This window comes from Arthrobacter sp. 01L42 (genome assembly GCF_056400005.1).
The window spans coordinates 34,358-53,238 of sequence record NZ_JBFTSL010000009.1 but is presented as its reverse complement, the minus strand read 5'-3'; the positions used below and the strand labels follow the sequence as shown (position 1 = coordinate 53,238).

Below are 18,881 nucleotides of genomic sequence, written 5' to 3'. Positions count from 1 at the left end.
CAAGTAAGACGCGGCAGGGCCGTTTGAGAACCAAAAACGGTCCCTGCCGCGACTCAGCTGGGGTTCAGATACTTGGCGAAGTGGTCCTCGATCCGCTGCCAGGCTTCCGGGGCCGATTCCGGATCCGGGCCGATGCCCATGACCCGCATGAGCGGCCGCAGCACCTTCGGCCCGGTCTCCACATCATTGAGGAAGGCGTGCCCGGCGTGCGGGAACTCCTTCACGTCGTTCTCCACGCCCAGCCCGTCGAGCACAGCCGCGAGTTTCGCCGCTTCGCCGGGCAGGGTGCGGTCCCGGCCGCCGAAGTTGGCCACGATCGGGCAGGCACCGGCGAGGGCCTCCCGGGGGTCTTTTGGGCGCCGCCCGTAGTTGACGGCGGCGGCGTCGAAGCCGTCATTGGCCAGCAGCAGGGCGAAGCCGCCGCCCATGCAGAAGCCGATGACGCCGATCTTGCCGGTGGTCCGGCCGGTTTCGCGCAGCCAGTCCCGGGCGGCGGCCAGATCGGTGAAGGCCCGGCCCTCGCCCGCGGACAGCGCGCGCATGGTGGCGACGAGGCAGCGGCGCGCCCCGCCGTCGCTGTACAGGTCAACGGCCAGTGTCAGGTAGCCGGCCGCCGCCATCCGGTCGGCGTGGCGGACGGTGATGTCGTCCAGGCCAAACGCCTCATGGACCATCAGGACCGCGGGGAACGGCCCTTCGCCCTGCGGCGTCGCCAGGTAGCCGCGCAGCGCCGGCGAACCGCCGGCGGCGGCACCGGACCGGCCGAGGTCAGTATTGCTGAGATCCCGGGCGGCGGGCTTGCTGCGTTCTGCGTGTGTCCGTGCCATGCTGACCCCTCCGTCGTCTGTGGGGCCATTCTTGCACGGGCGCAAAAAAGCGGCGCCGGAGATCCCCCAAAGGAAAATCCGGCGCCGCCAACGTCCTAAAGACTAGTCCTTCTTGAAGGCGTCCTTGACGTTTTCGCCGACCTTCTTCGCGTCGGCTACAACCTGGTCCTTCTGGCCCTCGGCGCGCAGCTGGTCGTTGCCAGTGGCGTTTCCGGCAGTTTCCTTGGCCTTGCCGCCGAGGTGCTCCGCTTCGTTCTGAATCTTGTCTCCGACACCCATGGTGTAGGCCACCTTTCGTTCCGGTTGAAAATACTGTCCGATCAGCCTAACACAAAGCATGCTTACTAATTCAAGGGGTCTCGCAGGGTAATTCTCTGGAGCGTCATCCGCGGCAGCGGCGGTGCGGTTCGCGAAAGGATGAAATCCCCCCGGCCCGCGGGCTAGGCTCGAGGTCATGGACCACAAGACCACTCTCACGCAGCACATCAATGCTCCGGCGGACGCGGTCTGGGCGGTGGTGTCGGACATTCCCGGATCTGCGGCGACCCTGTCCGGCGTCGATTCGATCCAGATGCTCACGGGCGGACCCTATGCCGTGGGTACCCGCTGGAAGGAGACCCGCACCATGATGGGGCGCGCGGAAACGGTGGAGATGTGGGTTGCCCAGTCCGAGGCGCCGTCGAAGGGCCGGGGCGGCAGCACCACTGTGAAGGCCCTCCAGGGCGGCGCCGACTACACCACCAGGTTCGCGCTCGCGGAGCGCGGCGGGGGAACCGACCTTACGCTGACCTTTGGCGCCGAAGTCATCAAACCGACCCGGTTCAGTAGGATCATGCTCACCGTGTTCGGTCCGCTCGGGATGCGCATCACCCGCAAGGCGCTTGCAAAAGACCTGGCGGACATCGCGGCCAAGGCCGAGTGCCAGTGATGGTCCGGCGCACTGCGGCGGAGAAAACCCCCAAGGTCACGGCCCCCCGGCTCGCGCCGGTCCGTCCCGGGGATCTGCGGGACGACCCTGCCCCGGAGTTCCGTCGGGGTGTTCGGTACGACGGCGTCCGCTACAGCCGCGCGTCGGCAGACGGTCTGGACCTGGACGGTACGGACTTTGCCGAGTGCGAATTCGCCGGGGTGTCCTTCAATGAGACGCAGCTGCGGGGCGCGACTTTCCGTGACTGCATCCTGGCCGAGACGTACGCCCCGGTGCTGATGGCGGCCCGGACCAGCCTGCGGGATGTCGAGATCGGCAACCCCCGCTGGGGATCGGCGGAGCTCTATGAAAGTGGCTGGCAGTCCGTGCGGATCGACGGCGGCAAACTTGACTACGTGAACCTGCGCGGATCCAAGCTCACGGACGTGCAGATCAGCGACTGCATCATTAACGAGCTGGATCTGGGCTCCTGCACCGCCACGCGCGTCGCTTTGAAGAACTGCACGATCGGCACCCTCGATTTCACCGGAGCCCGGCTCAAGGACTTCGACCTCCGGGGCACCGACTTCCGCACCGTCAGCGGTCTGGGCAGTCTGTCCGGCCTCGTCGTCGACGATCACCAGCTCACCCTGCTCGCTCCATTGCTCGCGGCTCATCTGGGCGTCGTCGTCGCGTAATCCGGCGGCATCCGGTTGACCCCCTTGCCCCGCCGTGTAATCTTTATAGAACGAACGGTCGGTAAATTACTCTGCTGCCGGCCCCGCTTTCTTGGTGAAGGATGTTCTCATGGTCGAGGCTTTTCTTGTTGGCGGCGCCCGCACTCCCGTGGGCCGCTACGGCGGCGCCCTCTCCGCAGTCCGCCCCGATGACCTGGCCGCACTGGTAGTCCGCGAGGCTGTGGCCCGCGCCGGCGTCGATCCGGACACCATCGACGAGGTCATCCTCGGCAACGCCAACGGCGCCGGCGAAGAGAACCGCAACGTGGCCCGCATGGCCACCCTCCTTGCCGGGCTGCCGCTGCACATCTCCGGTATCACCGTGAACCGGCTCTGCGCCTCCGGGCTCAGCGCCATCATTATGGCCAGCCACATGATCAAGTCCGGCGCCGCGGACATCGTGATCGCGGGCGGCGTCGAATCCATGAGCCGCGCCCCCTGGGTCCAGGAAAAACCCCGGACCGCCTTCGCCAAACCGGGCGAAATCTTCGACACCTCCATCGGCTGGCGTTTCGTCAACCCCCAGTTCACCAAGGGCGAGCTGTCCAGGGACGGCAAAATGACCTACTCCATGCCGGAGACGGCAGAAGAGGTGGGGCGGGTTGACGGCATCTCGCGGGAGGACGCCGACGCCTTCGCCGTCCGCTCCCACGAACGCGCCCTGGCCGCCATCGCCGCCGGCCGCTTCGCGGAGGAAATCGTTCCCGTGACCGTCAAGACCCGCAAGGGCGAGACCGTGGTGGACACCGATGAGGGCCCCCGCGCCGGCACCACCATGGACGTCCTCGCCGGGCTCCGGCCGGTAGTCAAGGGCGGCTCGATCGTCACCGCCGGCAACTCCTCCACCCTCAACGACGGCGCCTCCGCCATCATCGTTGCCTCGGAGGCCGCGATCCAGAAGCTTGGCCTCACGGCCCGCGCCCGCATCATCGACGGCGCCTCAGCCGGCTGCGAGCCCGAAATCATGGGCATCGGGCCGGTTCCGGCCACCCAGAAGGTGCTCGCCCGTTCCGGGCTCAGCGTCGATGACCTCGGCGCCGTCGAGCTCAACGAGGCGTTCGCGACCCAGTCCCTGGCCAGCATGCGCCGGCTCGGCCTCGACCCGGAGATCGTAAACCGCGACGGCGGTGCGATCTCCCTGGGCCACCCGCTGGGGTCCTCCGGTTCCCGGATCGCCATCACACTGCTGGGCCGGATGGAGCGCGAAAACGCCAAAATCGGCCTTGCCACCATGTGCATCGGCGTCGGCCAGGGCACGGCCATGCTGCTGGAGCGCGTCTAGTGGCGGCCCCGGCTCTCGACCCGGCTGGCTTCGGCACGCTCCTGGTCGAAGAGCGCGAGGACCGCGTGGTGGTGGTGCTCAACCGCCCCGAGGTCCGCAACGCGATCGACCAGCAGATGGTCGATGAACTCCACACCGTCTGCGCCCATCTCGAGCGGCACCCCAAAGTCCTCATCATCGCCGGCTCCAAGGGGGTTTTCGCCTCCGGCGCCGACATCGGGCAGCTGCGCGAGCGGCGCCGCGACGATGCCCTGCAGGGCATCAACTCCACCATTTTCGTCCGGATCGCCAAGCTGCCGATGCCCGTCATCGCAGCCCTGGATGGCTTCTGCCTCGGCGGCGGCGCCGAACTGGCGTACGCCGCGGACTTCCGGATCGGCACCCCGTCCGTCAGGATCGGCAATCCCGAAACCGGACTCGGCATCCTGGCCGCCGCCGGTGCCAGCTGGCGCCTCAAGGAACTCGTGGGGGAGCCCGTCGCCAAGGAAATGCTGCTCGCCGGTGCCGTGCTGCGCGCAGACCGTGCCCTGGCCGTCAATCTCATCACCGAAATCCATGAACCGGCCGGGCTGATGGCCGCGGCCCACAGCCTCGCCGACCGGATTGCCACGCAGGATCCGCTCGCCGTCCGGATCACCAAATCCGTGTTCCATGCCCCGGCCGAGGCGCATCCCCTCATTGACCAGCTGGCACAGGGGATCCTCTTCGAATCCCAGGCCAAGTTCGACCGTATGCAGACATTCCTGGATAAGAAATCAGATAAGAAATCAGATAAGAAATCAGTGACGAAGCCAGAGAACACGTCCGCTAAAGAACCAGGGAAGCAGAAATAGACATGGGCAACTCCGTACTCCCCGCCAACCTTCCCAACAGTGATCTTCCCGCCAGTAATCTTCCCCACTCCGTGGGAGTCCTCGGTGGCGGCCGCATGGGCGCAGGCATCGCCCACGCCTTCCTGATCAACGGAGCCAACGTGGTGGTCGTCGAGCGCGACGAGGCGTCGGCCGAGGCCGCCCGGGAGCGGGTCGAGTCCGCCGCCGCCAAGAGCATTGAGCGCGGCGCCGTGGACGGCAACCTGGACGAGATCGTTTCCCGGCTCGCGGTCACCGTGAACTACGACGACTTCGCCGGCCGGCAGCTGGTGGTCGAGGCCGTTCCGGAGGACTGGGACCTGAAGATCACCGCGCTGCGCGGCATCGAGGAACGGCTCGCCGACGGCGCCTACCTCGCCTCCAACACGTCCTCGCTCTCCGTCAACGGTCTGGCCCGCGAACTGAAGCGGCCGCAGAACTTCCTGGGCCTGCACTTCTTCAACCCGGTGCCGGCGTCGACGCTCATCGAGGTGGTCCTCGGCGAACAGACTTCCGACGCCCTGGCCCAGGCCGCCCGCGGATGGGCCGAGGCGCTCGGCAAGACCGCCGTCGTGGTCAACGACGCGCCCGGCTTCGCCTCCTCCAGGCTGGGCGTCGCGATCGCCCTCGAAGCGATGCGCATGGTGGAAGAGGGCGTGGCCACCGCGGAAGACATCGACAACGCCATGGTGCTGGGCTACAAGCACCCCACGGGACCGCTGCGGACCACCGACATCGTGGGCCTGGACGTGCGCCTCGGCATCGCGGAGTACCTGCAGTCCACGCTGGGTGACCGTTTCGCTCCGCCGCAGATCCTCCGCGACAAGGTGGCCCGCGGCGAACTGGGCCGCAAGTCCGGCAAGGGCTTCTTCGACTGGACCAAGTGACCGGCATTCTTCTCTGCCCCTAGGATGGTGCGGTGACCTCCCTGGACCGCCCCGCGATCGCGCCCATCACCCTGACCGGCAAGTACGTCGTCCTTGAGCCGCTGAGCCAGGACCACCATGACGGCCTTGTCGAGGCGGCACGCGACGGCGAGCTGTGGCACCTCTGGTACACCAGCGTGCCGCACCGCAGCACATGGCCGCCGAGATTGAGCGTCGCCTGGCCCTGCAGGACAGCGGCGCCATGCTGCCCTTCACCACGCGGCTGATCGACCCCGCTGCCGGCGGACCGGGCCGGGTGATCGGCATGACCACCTACATGAACATCGACGCCGCCACGCCCCGGGTGGAGATCGGCTCCACCTGGAACGCGGCGTCCGCGCATGGCACCGGCAGCAATCCGGACTCCAAGTTGCTGCTGCTGCGGCACGCCTTCGAGACGCTGGGCTGCCCCGCCGTCGAGTTCCGGACGCACTGGCTCAACCACCAGTCCCGCGAGGCGATCACGCGGCTGGGGGCCAAACAGGACGGCGTGCTCCGCAGCCACACGCGCAGCGCCGACGGGGCGCTGCGGGACACCGTCGTGTATTCCATCCTGGAACATGAATGGCCGATGGTCCGGAACGCCCTCGAATCCCGGCTGGCCAAGCGGCGCTAGCGTGCCGAGTAGGCCTTGGCCCCGTTAAGCGATGCGAAGTACGCCTCGTAGCCCCGGGCGTTCGGGTGGAAGTTTTCTGGACTGGCCAGGGCCGTACGGCTGAAATTGATCCACGGAGCCGCAGAGTTCACGCCGTGACCGGCGAAAGCGGCCCGGACATCGACGTACTCCGCTCCGGTGGCCCGGGCGGCGGCGGCGATGGAGCCGTTCAGGCCGTCCGCCAGGACCGTGGCCTTGTAGATGAACCGGGACATCGGATCAGCCTGGCCGGGCGCGACCGGGTCATAGAGGTAGGGGTAGCCCGTCACTACAACCTTGGCGTTGGGGGCGGCAGCCTTCACGCGCTGGATCATCGCTGTCACGTCGCCGGACAGTCGGTGGCTGGAGATCTGGCCCTCGGCGTAGGCACTGGCGGCATCGCACAGCGGACCCGCAGCGGGATTGACCATGGCGGCGCCGCAGGAGGCGAGGATTTCCGCAAACCGGAGGTTGTTGCCGCCGGCAGTGATGGTGACGAGCCCGGTGGTCCTGGTCAGCCGCCTGAGCTGGGTGTTGACGACGTCCTGGGTCGTCTTGCCGCTGCAGGCCGCGTTGGCGACGAGTTTGATGGTCTTCGTGTGGGCAGCGAGTTCGGAATAGCTGTTCTCGCTGCGGTAGCAATCATCCAGGTACGGCCCCGCCCCCAGCCCGGCGGCATAGGAGTCTCCGAGCGCGACGTACCGGGTCCTGTCCGCCGCCTCCGCCGGTACCGCCGCCACACCGGCCGCCATGGCCAGGGCGGCGAGACCGGCCGCCAGAGCCGTCCGCCGGCGTCGAAGTTTCAGACGTCCCATGGTGTTCTCCTCAGTGGCACCCTGGGTTCAGCGCCCGTGCCGTGAAAAACGTGTTGCGAAGCGTAAACCCCGCACCATGCCAATGGTCCCATTGTGTATAACGTTTGTGAATCCTGCCGCGGATCGCGCCGGTGCGTGTGCTTAGCTTTCTGGATGATGATTCCTGCAGCGCCCCTGGGCCAAGCCAAGGGGCAGGCGGTGCCCGGAACCGTGGAGTGGGATGGGGCCGTCAACGCGTGGCACGTGGCCGGGGACGTGTTCCGCATGGGACGGCGGGAGTGGCTCACCGAGGCCGGCTGGCGGCAGGTGCACCGCCGGGGCATCCGGACCGTCATCGACCTCCGCAACGAAGCCGAAATCCGGCGCCGGGAGACCGATCCGCCGGTGCGGGCTGGGGCCCTGGCCGGTTTCGACGTCGTGCTGGCACCCACCGAAGACCCGGACAACCGCGAATTCCGCGAGCTCTGCGTGCCTTACCTGAACGACCCCGCCTGTTATGCGGACAACGCCAGGCTGTTCCCGCACCTGCTGTCCCGGGTCTTCAAGGCGGTGGCCGCCGCGGAAGGCGGTGTGGTCATCCATTGCTCCGCGGGGCGGGACCGGAGCGGCATGATCGCAGCCATGCTCCAGGACCTCGCCGGTGACGGCGAAGAGGCCATTGTGAGCGGCTACCAGCGCTCCATGCGGGGCATCAACGAGCACCTCCGGCACGCCGCAGTCCCGCATCCCCACGAGCGTTTCCTGCCCGAGAATGTGCTGGCGCCCCTGCTGGAATCCCGGGGCCAGAGCCTGCTGCAATTTGTCCGGTCCCTCAACACTGCGGACTACCTCTTCCGCCACGGCGTGACGACCCCGGAACTCGCGGCCATCCTCGGAAAGCTCGGCCGATAGGGTGGGCGCAGTTAGGGTAGGCCAGTGAAGACTCCGAAGTTCCAGCCGATGGTGCGGGCCGCCGCGGCCCTCGCGATTGCGCTTGCCGGTACCGTGCCTGCCTTTGCGCTGACCGCGGTCCCGGCGATGGCCGAAGCCAACGCCCCCGCCCCGGTCCCCGACGACCCGGCGCCCGCTGCGTCGGCGATGGCGACGCCGGTTTCGACGGCGGTCCCGATGCCGGTGCCGGTCTCGACGGCGGTTCCAGCGCCGGCTGCGTCTGCGATCTCGACGGCGGTCCCGGTACCGTCGCCGGCTGACGCGCCTTTGGCTGATTCTTCTCCGGTGCCGTCCGCGACGCCGATCAGCGATGCCGGCCTCGCCGAGGCCGTGCGGCGGGACCTTGGCATGACCCTCGCGGAATTCGACGCCGCCGGTGCACTTGCCCGGCGGGCCGCCGACGCCGCACCCTCCCTTCGGGCCCTCCCGGGTTATGTGGGGATCAGCCTCGCCGGCGGCAAGATCGCGGTTGAAGGCAGCGGCGCCGAGCTCCGGGCCCGCGTGGCCGAACTGAACCAGTCCGGCCCGGCTGACTTCCTGCTTGCCGCCCCCGCGGCCGCCGCCGCTGTCCCGTCAGCCGCGGAGCTGCTGGCCTCCAGCACCCAGCAACTGTTCGAGGCCTATGTCCGCGAGGTCGGGGCCGCCGGGCTGCAGGCCGTCACCTACACAGACGGCCACTTTGTCATCCGCACCGGCGGCACCAACACGGCGCAGTCCGTTCCGGCTGCCGACGCCCTTCCCGCCGCCGCTGTTCCCGCCTCCGTTGTTCCCGCCGCTGTTCCCGCCGCTGGCGCCGATGCGCAGCCGGCGAAAGCCCCGGGCACGGTGCCGAAGATGTCCGCGGCCGAATTCGTGGCCCGCTACGCCAACGTGACGCTGGAACAAGGATCTCGGATCACCACCGAGGAAGACTACTTTGGCGGCCAGGGCTACATCGTTGACGGACGCACGCTGTGTTCGGCCGGGTTCGGGGCCTTCAGCCCCGCGGGCGAGCCTCTGGTCCTGACCGCCGGGCACTGCGCCGGTGACGGCTCCGCGAAGCGGGCCGCGATCGAAAATCCGGGGGGCGCGCCAGCGGCCGGGGGTGCAGGTTCGGGCGCGGCCGCCGGGATCCTGGGCGCATTCGGGTTCAGCCAATTCGGCGGCCCCGGCAATTCCAAGATAGCGACGGACGGCGCCAGCGTCGGCACGGACATCGCCGTCCTCCAGGGCATCAGGAGCGGCCTGGACCTCCAGCCCGCCGTCACCCGTTGGGACAATCCTGCCGATCCGGGGCCGACGTCCGTGAAGATCGTGGGAACCGTGGCTCCTTTCCAGGGCCAGCCCGTGTGCCGGTCCGGCCGGACCACCGGGTGGAGGTGCGGCACGGTGGACTCGATCGGCATCTGGGCCATCCCCGGGCCAAATTCACTGCCGCCGGACTATGACAACGATCTCCGGGCGGTCCGGGGCTTCGACTCAACGTCCGTCACCTCCGGCGGCGGGGACTCCGGCGGCCCGTGGATCAGCGGGAACTTCGCCGTCGGGCTGCACACGGGGGCGGAAAGTACCGACGAGGGCGTCCAGACTCGGGCCATCGCGACCAGCCTCGAGGACGCCATGGGCCAAGTCCCCGGCGGTGTTCAGCTGCAACTGTTCCTGGCCAAGCCGGCGCTCGCGGCGGCATCCAACGGAACCGTCACAGCCGGTGAGCCGATTACCGGGCACATCGATGCCGGCCCGGCCTCCGTGGTGGCTCCGAATTCCAAGGTCCGCATCACCGTCCTGAACCAGAAACCAGGCCAGACCTCCGGCCAGAAGGACGGCCAGCCCCTGGAAGTACCGGTCGACGCGTCGGGAAACTGGCAGTTCCCCGCACCGTCGTTGGCCGGGCCCTTCAAGTTCTCGGCTGAAACCGTGAACGGCTTCAGCGGCTCCGGCGCAGTCGCCCTGTCCGTCGGCGTCTCCCGGCTCGCGGCTCCGGCCATCACCTCACCTGTGGACGGCCAGCCGGACGGCCCGGGACTCACAGCCATCGACGCCATCGAGGGCACCGGAGAAGCCGGAGGCACGGTGCGGCTCTCCGGCGACTTCACCGGGACCGGGCTCGTCGACGCAGACGGCCGCTGGCGCATCAACGTGGCCGATCAGCCGGTCTTCGGAAAAATTTCGGTCACGGCAGTGCTCACGGCCCCCGGAGAAATGGACAGTCCCGCGGCGACCCGCACCTACACCGTCATTCCGCCGGCTCCGGCGGTATCGAACCTCAGGGACGGCCAACACCTGCGCCAGGACGCCCTGCCAGCCACCATCTCCGGCACAGCCCTTCGAGGTGCCGGCGTGGCCGTGGCTGTGGACGGGGTGGCCGTGGACTCCGTGCAGGCCGGTTCCGGTTCCGGAGCGGGCAATGCCGCGCTCGAGCCCGGGACCGCGCAGACCTTGGCCGGCAGCGCCCGGTGGAGTGTCACGTTCCCCGCGGAACTGGCCGCCGGAGCGCACACCTTGACCGTGACGCAAACCATTGACGGCGTCGCATCGCCGCCGGCAGCCGTGGCGTTCAGCGTCGAGGCCGCGCCCGTTTCCGGGGGCACTCCGGCCGGGCCGCCCGCCGGGACACCGGGATCCGTGCAGCCCGCCGGGACACCGGGATCCGTGCCGCCCGCCGGGACACCGGGATCCGTGCAGCCGGCAACGCCTGGCCACCCGGCGGTCCCGCAACAGCCCGCCAACCCGGCCGGGGCTCCCGCCGGACCGGTCAAACCGGCGCAAGCTCCCGCCCCGCCGTCGGACACCTCCGCCATTGTGGGCGGCGCGGCAGCGGGCAGCGCATCACCGGACAACACGGCACCAGGCAACACGCCGGGCACCTCAGGCCAGCTAGCGAGCACGGGCGCCGGCGGGCTCCTGCCCTTGGCGGGTCTCGGCGCCGGAGTCCTGCTGCTCGGCGCGGCCTTCGTGGCGTTCGGCCGGCGCCGGGCGGTGCGTTAGCCGGGGCCTCCAAGCCCGGGCTCGCCCGAAAGCCGCGGGGTCGCCGTACGGCTACGGCGACCCCGCAAGCTTTGGGCGAATCCGCGCGTTCGGGAGGAAACAGCGAGCCGCGGGTTACTGGAAGTCAGCCAGCCAGAGATCCGGGCCGAAAACCTCGTACTGAATGTCCTTCGCGGGGACGCCACCGGCAATCAAGGCGCTCCGAACCGACTTCAGGAACGGCAGGGGACCGCAGAGGTAGTACTCGGCGTCGTCCGGGAGTTCGACGTCGCTGACGTCCATGAAACCGGAGAACACGGAACTGCCCGCCCCGGCCCTCTCGCCGGTTTCGGCCACCGCGGACGCCCCGCCGGTCCCCGCTGTCTCCGCGGGAGCCAGGAACCAGGTCTTCAGGGTCCCGTCCGCGAGTTTCGCAAGATCTTCCCTGACCTGTGCGCGGAGCGGGAAGGATGCCTCGCTGTCATCGGCATGCAGCAGCATCACCTGGCGTCGTGAACCGGACTGCACGAGGTGGGAGAGCATCCCGGCCATGGGCGTGATGCCGATTCCCGCGCTGGCCATGACCAGGGGCCGGTCCGTGTACTCCAGCACAACGTCGCCGAACGGAGCTGAGAGCACCACCTCGTCGCCTACCTGGACGTCATTGTGGAGCAGACTGGACATCTCGCCGTCGGGAGTCGTAAGTCCGTGGACCCTCTTGACGGCGAACTGCCGGTGCTGCCCGTCGTCGGCCTTGGTCAGGCTGTACTGCCGGGGCTGCTGTACGCCGTCGGGCATGGTCATCTTGAGGGTCACGTACTGCCCGGGCAGGGACGGCTTGACGTCCCGCTCGTCGGTCCGCTCGACGACGAACGAGACGACGTCGGCGGTCTCCTGGATCCGCTGCACCACCCGCCACGTCCGCCAAATGGTCTCGGGGGAGAGGTGCACTGCGTTGTACAGCCCGCGCTCCTTGTTGATGAGCAGGTTCGCCATCAGCCAGTAGACCTCGTCCCAGGCGGCGGCGACCTCGGGAGTGACGGCATCTCCCAGAACATCCACGATCGCCCACATGAGGTGGTCGTGGACAATCTGGTACTGGTCCGGGCTTAGTCCCAGCGAGACGTGTTTGTGGGCCACCCGGGAGAGCAGATGGTCCGGCACCTGGTCCGGTTTCTCCACGAGCATGCCGGCGAAGGCCGCGATGGATCCGGCGAGCGCCTGCTGCTGGCGGCCGTCCGCCTGGTTTCCCCGGTTGAAGAGCCCGTCCAGGAGATCCGGCTGCGCCTCGAACATATGTTTGTAGAAGCGCTTGGCGATCTCCTCGATGTGCTCGCCGACTACGGGCAGCGTTGCCTGAATGACGGGAAGTGAGGTGTCTGAGAGCATGGTGGATCCCTTCCGGTGAGACCGGTGATACCCGGCGGTGCCGGGCGACTCAGCACTTCCAAGCTAACAGCCGCGGCCGCGGGCCTTCCGGGCCGATCGGCCCTACATCGGGAGCGGGGTCCGGTGTAGGCGGCCTCCCGCCCTGGGCCCGAGTTCGCCGGAAAGCTCCCGGGTCGCCGGAACGTTACAGCGACCCCGCAGGTCTCCGGCGACCCCGAGGGTTCGGGGCAGAAGTCAGGCCTTGCGGTCCAGCAGCAGGTTGGTGATCCGCAGCGTGCAGATTCGCTGGCCGGTCTCGTTCGTGATCAGCACCTCGTGGGTGGTCAGGGTGCCGCCCAGATGGATGGGGGTGGCCGTGATCGTGATCAGTCCCTCGCGGGCCGACTTGTGGTGCGTGGCCGAGACGTCGACGCCCACCGCCGTCTTGCCCAGGGTGCTGGCGTGGATGACGGCGGCCCAGGACCCCACGGCCTCGCCCACGGCCAGTGAGGCGCCGCCGTGCAGGAGCCCGAACGACTGCCGGTTGCCCTCCACCGGCATGGTCGCGACCACGCGGTCCACGGACTCCTCGACGATCTTCACGCCCATCTTCTCGTCGAGTTCCCCCAGGGTGATTTTCCACAACTCGGTGCTGCCGGTCTCGGGCGTCATAGCGTCTCCTTTGTTGCCGGCCGGCCTGGTCCCGGACGGTCGGTGCCGCCGCGGCTAGTGTGCGGCAGGCCTCATTCATGTACTGTAGATCATATTACCGAACGGACGGTCAGTAATGTTCCGGCCGTGTTGATCTTGCTCCCCCGTTGGAAGGACCCGTCAACGATGACCACCACAGCCGCACCCACAGTAGACACTGTCGAGATCGTTCCCAGTTTCATCCGGGGTTCTTGGTGGACTCCCGACGACGCCGCCGCCGCCGGCGCGGCGCCGGTACTGGACGCCAGCACCGGCGAGCTCCTGGCGAAGGTGAGCACCGAGGGGCTCGACCTCGCCGCCGTCGTGGATTATGGCCGCACCACCGGCCAGGCGGGACTTGGCACGCTGACCTTCCACCAGCGCGCGCTCAAGCTCAAGGAACTGGCGCAGTACCTCAATGGCCGCCGCGAGGAGTTCTACGCGCTCTCGGCGCAGACCGGCGCCACCAAGATCGACTCCATGATCGACATCGACGGCGGCATCGGCGTCCTGTTCACCTTCGGGTCCAAGGGCCGCCGGGAGCTGCCCAACTCCCAGGTGGTGGTGGATGGCCCCATGGAGGTGCTGTCCCGCGACGGCTCGTTCGCCGGTGAGCACATCTACACCCGCATCCCCGGCGTCGCCGTGCAGATTAACGCCTTCAACTTCCCTGTCTGGGGCATGCTGGAGAAGCTTGCCCCGGCCTTCCTCGCCGGCGTCCCCACCATCGTCAAGCCCGCCACCCCCACCGGGTACGTGGCCGCCGCCGTGGTCAAGGCGATCGACGAATCCGGGATCCTGCCCACCGGCTCGCTGCAGCTGATTTCCGGCTCGGTCCGTACGCTGCTGGACCACCTGGACTACCGCGACCTCGTGGCCTTCACCGGCTCCGCGTCGACCGCCAACACGCTCAAGTCGCACCCCAATGTGGTCAAGGGCGGGGTCCGCTTCACGTCCGAGACCGACTCCCTGAATGCCGCGATCCTGGGCCCGGATGCGGTCAAGGGCACACCGGAATTCGACGCCTTCATCAAGTCCCTCGTCACCGAGATGACCGCCAAGGCCGGCCAGAAATGCACCTCGATCCGCCGCGCTATCGTGCCGCAGGAACTCGTCGCCGACGTCACCGCCGCCGTGGGGGACCGCATCCGCGAACGCGTCGTGCTCGGTGATCCCCGCGCCGAGGGCGTCACCATGGGCGCCCTGGCCTCCCTTGAGCAGCTCGCAGACGTGCGCGCCGCCGTCCAGTCCATGCTCGACGCCGGCGGGGAGCTCGCCTACGGCACGCTCGACGCGCCCAAGGTCACCAGCGCGGACGGCAGCATCGGCGTCGTCGACGGCGGCGCCTTCATGTCCCCGGTCCTGCTGAGCTGGGCCAACCCGGAAGCCGAGGAGGTCCACTCGCTGGAGGCCTTCGGCCCGGTGTCCTCGGTGATCGGCTACACCGACCTGGCCGACGCCGTCCGCCTCGCCGCCCGCGGCGGCGGCTCGCTGGTCGCCACGGTCTGCACGAACGATCCCGCCGTGGCCCAGCAGCTGGTCACCGGCATCGCGGCCCACCACGGCCGCGTGCTCATGCTCAACCGCGAGGACGCCCGCAGCTCCACCGGCCACGGCTCCCCGGTCCCGCACCTGGTCCACGGCGGTCCCGGCCGCGCCGGCGGCGGCGAAGAGCTCGGCGGCATCCGCTCGGTGATGCACCACATGCAGCGCACCGCCATCCAGGGCTCGCCGAACATGCTCACCGCCGTCACAGGGCTCTGGCACACCGGAGCGGACCGCAACTTCACGCTCGAGACCGAGGGCCAGCACCCGTTCCGGAAATCCCTCGCCACCCTGCACATCGGCGACGCCATCCGCTCGGAGCTGCGCGAGGTCTCGCTGGAGGAAATCACCAAGTTCGCGAACTCCACCGGCGACACCTTCTACGCCCACACCAACCAGGAAGCCGCCGCGGCCAACCCCTTCTTCCCGGGCATCGTGGCGCACGGCTACCTCCTGCTCAGCTGGGCAGCCGGCCTGTTCGTGGAACCCGCGCCGGGACCGGTCCTGGCCAACTACGGCCTGGAGAACCTGCGGTTCATCACCCCCGTGGCCGCGGGCGATTCCATCCGCGTGACCCTGACGGCCAAGAAGATCACCCCGCGCGAGACCGACGAGTACGGCGAGGTGGCCTGGGACGCCGTCCTGACCAACCAGAACGACGAAATCGTCGCCACCTACGACGTCCTGACCCTCGTAGAGAAGTAAGCTCCTCCGGACGCTCCCTCACGTCCTGTGGTTCCTGTGCGGACGCTCCCTCATCAGTGAGGGAGCGTCCGCTGTTGTTCTGCCGCGAGTGGGGGAGCGTTTTCGAATTAGCTGCCGGAAGTGAGGGAGCGTCACGGGTCCGGGGAGTAATTGGCGGGCTCTTTCCATCCCGCTCCGGCGTAAAATCTTGCTCGTAGGAGGTGGCGAAATGACCCTAGTACTCAATAAAGCCACAACAGTCCTGCCAGTTGATGATGCAGCGCGTGCCCGGCATTTCTACGCGGACACTTTGGGGCTCCCGCACCGTGGCGTGACAGATGACGGAAGCGAATTGTTCGGCTCAGAAGGCGGCCCAATGCTGCAGCTGATGCCAGTCAAGGATGGAATGCATTCAGAGCACACCACCCTGAGCTTCGAAGTCAGCGAGATCGAGCGCACGGTCCAGGAAATGGAAGCCAAGGGCGTCATGTTCCAGGACTACGATCGCCCGGACCTCAAGACCGAGAACCATATTTGTACAACGGATTCAGAGAAGTGCGCCTGGTTCATGGACTCCGAGCACAATATTTTGTGCGTGCACGAGAACATCACCACGGCAGCTGATTACCAGCTCTAAACGGCGGGCAACGGCGGTTTCTCGGGCGCTCCGGCTCAGCGGGGCGCCCTTTTCTGTTGCCCGCGGTCATCCAGGGAGCCTCGCCGCCTTCCGGTGGCGCCCAGGCCCAGGTTCACGAGAGGGATTGTCCTCAGCTGCGTCCCTGCAATTGGTTCGCGGGCTGGTCAGCTTCCGTTGTACTCGTCGTCGGTGATGTGCTCGCCCCACGTGGTGGTCGTCGCTGCGTCCCGGCCGTTCTGGAGCATGGCGATATGTTCCATGAAGCAGCCAGGGGCGGCCGCGTGCCAGTGCTCCTCGCCGGGCGGCGTGTAGAGCGTCTGGCCGGGGTGGACTTCGATGATCTTGCCGTCCCGGGTTCCGAACCGGCCAACTCCCTGGGTGACGCGGAGGTACTGGCCGTGTTCGTGGGAGTGCCAGGCGGTGCGGGCTCCGGGCGCGAAACGGACGGTCGCGACCACCATCGTCTGATCCGGCTCGTGCGGGAGCGCGATCGGATCGAGCCAGACGTCGCCGGCGAACCGGGCCGGCGGGTTCTTCGCAGTGGGGACAGTGGGTTCGATGTTCATGGTGATCCTTACTTGCTCTCGGTGAAGAGCCGCTTGGCGACGCCCATGGCGGCCATGCCCTTGGGCCAGCCTGCGTAGAGCGTGACATGGGTGATGGCTTCGATGAGTTCTTCCCGGGTGACGCCGTTCTCAATGGCACGGCCAAGGTGGAAGCCGAGCTGTTCGGTGTTGCCGCCGGCGGTGAGTACGGCGACGGTGATAAGGCTGCGGTCACGGGCCGGAAGCTCCGGGCGGTTCCAGACGTCCGCGAACAGGACGTCGTCGGTGAGCTCGGCGAGCTTCGGGGCGAAGTCTCCGAACATGTTCCGGCCGCCGCCGATCTGTTGGGGTTGGTCAGTCATGATGTTCCTTCTTTCATTGGAAGCTCGAACTGCTCGAGGTTTGTTTTCTTGATGCTCCCGCCCGTGGGACGGGCTGGCAGTGTCCGGCAGTTACCAGGTTGATGCGACTGTGCGTGTGATGACCCAGTCGTCTCCGCGGGGTTCGAACCAGGAGCGCAGCGTCAGGCGCCTCGGCGGTCACAGTTGCTTCCGTCGCCGCGCCAGGGGCGTGAGTTCGTTGGCGCCGTAGCTGTTGTCGTCCGGGTTGACGGTCACGCCGGGTGCGACGAGCTGGTCGATGCGGTCCAGCACGTCGCTGGCCAAGGTGATGTCCGCGGCGGGCAGATAAGACTCGAGCTGTTCCATGGTGCGCGGTCCGACGATGGCGGCCGTGACGCCGGGGTGGTTGATCACGAAGGCGATGGCCAGTTCGATGAGCGTCAATCCGGCTTGTTCAGCGACGCGGGCGAGTTCTTCGACGATGTCGAGCTTGCGCTGGTTGGCCGGGCTCGTCATGTCGAACCGGGCGTTCGGGCGCGCGGTTGAGGTGGGCGCGGAGGCTGCATTTTTACGCCAGCGCCCGGAGAGCCAGCCGCCGCTGAGCGGGCTGTAGGTGAGGGTGCCCATGCCGTGGCGTTGCACCGTGGGAAGGATGTCCTCCTCGATGCCGCGGACCAGGATCGAGTACGGCGGCTGCTCGGTGACAAACCGCTCCAGGTTGCGTTCCCGGGATGCCCACTGGGCTTCCACGATCTGCGACCCGGAATACGACGAGGAGCCGATGTACCGCACCTTCCCCTGGCGGACCAGATCAGTGAGGGCGCCGAGAGTCTCCTCGACGTCGGTATCCGGGCTGGGCCGGTGCACCTGGTAGAGGTCGATGTAGTCGGTGTTCAAGCGGCGAAGCGAGTCTTCCACCGCCCGCATGATCCAGCGGCGGGATCCACCCCGCTGGTTGGGATCGTCTTCGCTCATGGGCATGAAGAACTTCGTGGCGAGGAAAACGTCCTCACACCGGCCCTCCAGTGCCTGCCCGACGATTTCCTCGGATGCCCCGCCGGAGTAGACATCGGCGGTGTCGATGAAGTTAATGCCCGCGTCGAGGGCGCGGTGGATGATTCGAATGGAGTCCGCGGTGTCGTTGTTGCCCCAGGGGCCGAACATCATCGCGCCGAGGCATAGGGGACTGACCTGCACGCCTGTGCGGCCAAGGGGACGATATTCCATGGTGGTGGCTTCTCTCGGTCTCAGGCTTCGGGGATGACCATGGCGAAACGCTCGTCGCGGGCCTCGTCGGGGTCCGGTCCGTTGCGCACGCCGGTGTCGAGGGCGTCGATGGCGGCGAGTTCGTCGGCGCCGAGTTCGAAGTCGAAGACGTCGAAGTTCCCGGCGATGCGTGCGGGGTTGGTCGACTTCGGGATGGCTGAGCGGCCCTGCTGCAGGTGCCAGCGGATCATGACCTGGGCGGGGCTCTTTCCGTGTGTTTGTCCGATGCCGGCGATCGTCGGGTCTTCCATCACGTTCCTGCGCTTCTCGCCCCATCCGGGGTAAAAAGTGATGCCGCCGATCGGTGACCACGCCTGGGTAAGGATGCCGTGTTCGGTGTCCGTTGCCTGGACGGCCGGCTGGGCGAAGTACGGGTGCAGCTCAATCTGGTTCACCGCCGGGACGACGTCTGTGGCCGCCAGCAGCTGCTCCAGGTGGTGCGGCATGAAGTTGCTGACACCGATCGCCCGGACGCGCCCGTCAGCAAGCAGGGTCTCCAGGGCCTTGTACGCGCCGACGGTTCTTTCGAAGCGGTCGGGGGCGGGCTGATGCAGGATGAACAGGTCCAGGTAGTCGACGCCGAGCTTGCCTGTCGCCTTTTCCCAGGCGTGCAACGTCTGGTCGTAGCCGTAGTCACTGACCCAGACTTTGGTCTCGATGAACACGTCGGAACGGTCCAGGCCCGAGTTGCGGATGCCCTCACCGACCTCCCGCTCGTTGCCGTACGCCGCGGCAGTGTCGATGTGCCGGTAGCCGGCCGCCAGCGCCGCTTCGACGGCCGCCGTCGTTTGCTCCGGCGCGCTTTGGAAGACGCCCAGTCCGAGGGCGGGCATCGTGACGCCGTTATTGAGAGTAAGTTCCATGTGCATGCCTTTCACGGTATTCAGGTGTGCGGGATTGTGGGAGGGCACGTGAGTACCCCCTTTTCGGATGTAGACAGGTCAGCGGGC

18 protein-coding genes and 1 pseudogene are annotated in these 18,881 nt (G+C 67.7%); 10 read left to right on the top strand and 9 right to left on the bottom strand.

Features of this window, described 5'->3' with window-relative positions; translation table 11 throughout:
- Window positions 1–53: 53 nt before the first annotated feature.
- Together AC1DN2_RS09930 and AC1DN2_RS09925 are read right to left on the bottom strand one after the other, a co-directional pair.
- Window positions 54–827 (bottom strand): dienelactone hydrolase family protein, encoded by a 774-nt coding sequence (locus AC1DN2_RS09930; protein ID WP_476850200.1) that lies wholly within the window; start codon window positions 825–827, stop codon window positions 54–56.
- Between the two features lie 102 nt (window positions 828–929).
- Window positions 930–1,106 carry a CsbD family protein gene (locus AC1DN2_RS09925; protein WP_043435744.1) on the bottom strand — a complete coding sequence of 59 codons (177 nt, stop codon included), beginning with the start codon at window positions 1,104–1,106 and terminating at the stop codon, window positions 930–932.
- Between the two features lie 175 nt (window positions 1,107–1,281).
- On the opposite strand from AC1DN2_RS09925, the gene AC1DN2_RS09920 reads away from it, so the two are divergent.
- The 6 genes and pseudogenes from AC1DN2_RS09920 to AC1DN2_RS09895 all read left to right on the top strand — a co-directional run bounded on the left by AC1DN2_RS09920 (window position 1,282) and on the right by AC1DN2_RS09895 (window position 6,146).
- Window positions 1,282–1,755 (top strand): SRPBCC family protein, encoded by a 474-nt coding sequence (locus AC1DN2_RS09920; RefSeq protein WP_476850199.1) that lies wholly within the window; start codon window positions 1,282–1,284, stop codon window positions 1,753–1,755.
- Window positions 1,755–2,432 (top strand): pentapeptide repeat-containing protein, encoded by a 678-nt coding sequence (locus tag AC1DN2_RS09915; protein ID WP_476850198.1) that lies wholly within the window; start codon window positions 1,755–1,757, stop codon window positions 2,430–2,432. Before AC1DN2_RS09920 ends, AC1DN2_RS09915 begins: the two co-directional genes overlap by 1 nt.
- A 109-nt stretch (window positions 2,433–2,541) precedes the next feature.
- Window positions 2,542–3,753, top strand: a complete 1,212-nt coding sequence (locus AC1DN2_RS09910; protein WP_079554859.1) for a thiolase family protein — start codon at window positions 2,542–2,544, stop codon at window positions 3,751–3,753.
- Window positions 3,753–4,586: an enoyl-CoA hydratase/isomerase family protein gene (locus tag AC1DN2_RS09905; protein ID WP_476850197.1), complete on the top strand. Its 834-nt coding sequence runs from the start codon at window positions 3,753–3,755 to the stop codon at window positions 4,584–4,586. The genes AC1DN2_RS09910 and AC1DN2_RS09905 overlap by 1 nt, the downstream gene beginning before the upstream one ends.
- Before the next feature lie 2 nt (window positions 4,587–4,588).
- On the top strand, window positions 4,589–5,491 hold the full coding sequence (locus AC1DN2_RS09900; RefSeq protein ID WP_476850196.1) for a 3-hydroxyacyl-CoA dehydrogenase family protein: 903 nt from the start codon (window positions 4,589–4,591) through the stop codon (window positions 5,489–5,491).
- Window positions 5,492–5,523: 32 nt separating this feature from the next.
- Window positions 5,524–6,146, top strand: a pseudogene (locus AC1DN2_RS09895) (GNAT family N-acetyltransferase).
- On the opposite strand, the gene AC1DN2_RS09890 reads toward AC1DN2_RS09895, so the two are convergent.
- Complete coding sequence (locus AC1DN2_RS09890; protein ID WP_476850195.1) at window positions 6,143–6,979, bottom strand: SGNH/GDSL hydrolase family protein; 837 nt, start codon at window positions 6,977–6,979, stop codon at window positions 6,143–6,145. The pseudogene AC1DN2_RS09895 and the gene AC1DN2_RS09890 sit on opposite strands and share 4 nt — an antisense overlap.
- A gap of 153 nt (window positions 6,980–7,132) precedes the next feature.
- Between AC1DN2_RS09890 and AC1DN2_RS09885 the strand changes: the two genes are divergently transcribed.
- Together AC1DN2_RS09885 and AC1DN2_RS09880 are read left to right on the top strand one after the other, a co-directional pair.
- Window positions 7,133–7,870 (top strand): tyrosine-protein phosphatase, encoded by a 738-nt coding sequence (locus AC1DN2_RS09885; protein WP_476850194.1) that lies wholly within the window; start codon window positions 7,133–7,135, stop codon window positions 7,868–7,870.
- Window positions 7,871–7,894: 24 nt separating this feature from the next.
- Window positions 7,895–10,876: a S1 family peptidase gene (locus AC1DN2_RS09880; RefSeq protein ID WP_476850193.1), complete on the top strand. Its 2,982-nt coding sequence runs from the start codon at window positions 7,895–7,897 to the stop codon at window positions 10,874–10,876.
- Window positions 10,877–10,990: 114 nt separating this feature from the next.
- Here the strand turns inward: AC1DN2_RS09880 and AC1DN2_RS09875 are convergent, their stop codons facing one another.
- Window positions 10,991–12,244: a globin domain-containing protein gene (locus tag AC1DN2_RS09875; protein ID WP_476850192.1), complete on the bottom strand. Its 1,254-nt coding sequence runs from the start codon at window positions 12,242–12,244 to the stop codon at window positions 10,991–10,993.
- A 234-nt stretch (window positions 12,245–12,478) separates the two neighbouring features.
- Window positions 12,479–12,895: a PaaI family thioesterase gene (locus AC1DN2_RS09870; RefSeq protein ID WP_223913660.1), complete on the bottom strand. Its 417-nt coding sequence runs from the start codon at window positions 12,893–12,895 to the stop codon at window positions 12,479–12,481.
- 165 nt (window positions 12,896–13,060) lie between these two features.
- Between AC1DN2_RS09870 and paaZ the strand changes: the two genes are divergently transcribed.
- Window positions 13,061–15,163, top strand: a complete 2,103-nt coding sequence (gene paaZ / locus AC1DN2_RS09865) for a phenylacetic acid degradation bifunctional protein PaaZ (RefSeq protein ID WP_476850191.1) — start codon at window positions 13,061–13,063, stop codon at window positions 15,161–15,163.
- 208 nt (window positions 15,164–15,371) lie between these two features.
- A complete protein-coding gene (locus AC1DN2_RS09860; RefSeq protein ID WP_476850190.1) occupies window positions 15,372–15,779 on the top strand; it encodes a VOC family protein in 408 nt (135 codons plus the stop codon).
- 164 nt (window positions 15,780–15,943) lie between these two features.
- On the opposite strand, the gene AC1DN2_RS09855 is transcribed toward AC1DN2_RS09860, so the two are convergent.
- The 4 genes from AC1DN2_RS09855 to AC1DN2_RS09840 all read right to left on the bottom strand — a co-directional run bounded on the left by AC1DN2_RS09855 (window position 15,944) and on the right by AC1DN2_RS09840 (window position 18,794).
- Window positions 15,944–16,345, bottom strand: coding sequence for a (R)-mandelonitrile lyase (locus AC1DN2_RS09855; protein WP_476850189.1), 402 nt, complete (start codon window positions 16,343–16,345; stop codon window positions 15,944–15,946).
- A gap of 8 nt (window positions 16,346–16,353) precedes the next feature.
- Window positions 16,354–16,686 (bottom strand): carboxymuconolactone decarboxylase family protein, encoded by a 333-nt coding sequence (locus AC1DN2_RS09850; protein WP_476850188.1) that lies wholly within the window; start codon window positions 16,684–16,686, stop codon window positions 16,354–16,356.
- 177 nt (window positions 16,687–16,863) lie between these two features.
- Complete coding sequence (locus AC1DN2_RS09845) at window positions 16,864–17,892, bottom strand: aldo/keto reductase (RefSeq protein WP_476850187.1); 1,029 nt, start codon at window positions 17,890–17,892, stop codon at window positions 16,864–16,866.
- Between the two features lie 20 nt (window positions 17,893–17,912).
- On the bottom strand, window positions 17,913–18,794 hold the full coding sequence (locus AC1DN2_RS09840) for an aldo/keto reductase (protein ID WP_476850186.1): 882 nt from the start codon (window positions 18,792–18,794) through the stop codon (window positions 17,913–17,915).
- Window positions 18,795–18,881 lie beyond the last annotated feature (87 nt).

Coding starts and splice junctions, on each gene's coding strand:
- AC1DN2_RS09920 (WP_476850199.1), top strand. CDS start 1,282: ATGGACCACAAGACCACTCTCACGCAGCACATCAATGCTCCGGCGGAC.
- AC1DN2_RS09860 (WP_476850190.1), top strand. CDS start 15,372: ATGACCCTAGTACTCAATAAAGCCACAACAGTCCTGCCAGTTGATGAT.
- AC1DN2_RS09850 (WP_476850188.1), bottom strand. CDS start 16,686: ATGACTGACCAACCCCAACAGATCGGCGGCGGCCGGAACATGTTCGGA.
- AC1DN2_RS09900 (WP_476850196.1), top strand. CDS start 4,589: ATGGGCAACTCCGTACTCCCCGCCAACCTTCCCAACAGTGATCTTCCC.
- AC1DN2_RS09875 (WP_476850192.1), bottom strand. CDS start 12,244: ATGCTCTCAGACACCTCACTTCCCGTCATTCAGGCAACGCTGCCCGTA.
- AC1DN2_RS09890 (WP_476850195.1), bottom strand. CDS start 6,979: ATGGGACGTCTGAAACTTCGACGCCGGCGGACGGCTCTGGCGGCCGGT.
- AC1DN2_RS09845 (WP_476850187.1), bottom strand. CDS start 17,892: ATGGAATATCGTCCCCTTGGCCGCACAGGCGTGCAGGTCAGTCCCCTA.
- AC1DN2_RS09915 (WP_476850198.1), top strand. CDS start 1,755: ATGGTCCGGCGCACTGCGGCGGAGAAAACCCCCAAGGTCACGGCCCCC.
- AC1DN2_RS09925 (WP_043435744.1), bottom strand. CDS start 1,106: ATGGGTGTCGGAGACAAGATTCAGAACGAAGCGGAGCACCTCGGCGGC.
- paaZ (WP_476850191.1), top strand. CDS start 13,061: ATGACCACCACAGCCGCACCCACAGTAGACACTGTCGAGATCGTTCCC.
- AC1DN2_RS09910 (WP_079554859.1), top strand. CDS start 2,542: ATGGTCGAGGCTTTTCTTGTTGGCGGCGCCCGCACTCCCGTGGGCCGC.
- AC1DN2_RS09840 (WP_476850186.1), bottom strand. CDS start 18,794: ATGGAACTTACTCTCAATAACGGCGTCACGATGCCCGCCCTCGGACTG.
- AC1DN2_RS09930 (WP_476850200.1), bottom strand. CDS start 827: ATGGCACGGACACACGCAGAACGCAGCAAGCCCGCCGCCCGGGATCTC.
- AC1DN2_RS09885 (WP_476850194.1), top strand. CDS start 7,133: ATGATGATTCCTGCAGCGCCCCTGGGCCAAGCCAAGGGGCAGGCGGTG.
- AC1DN2_RS09870 (WP_223913660.1), bottom strand. CDS start 12,895: ATGACGCCCGAGACCGGCAGCACCGAGTTGTGGAAAATCACCCTGGGG.
- AC1DN2_RS09855 (WP_476850189.1), bottom strand. CDS start 16,345: ATGAACATCGAACCCACTGTCCCCACTGCGAAGAACCCGCCGGCCCGG.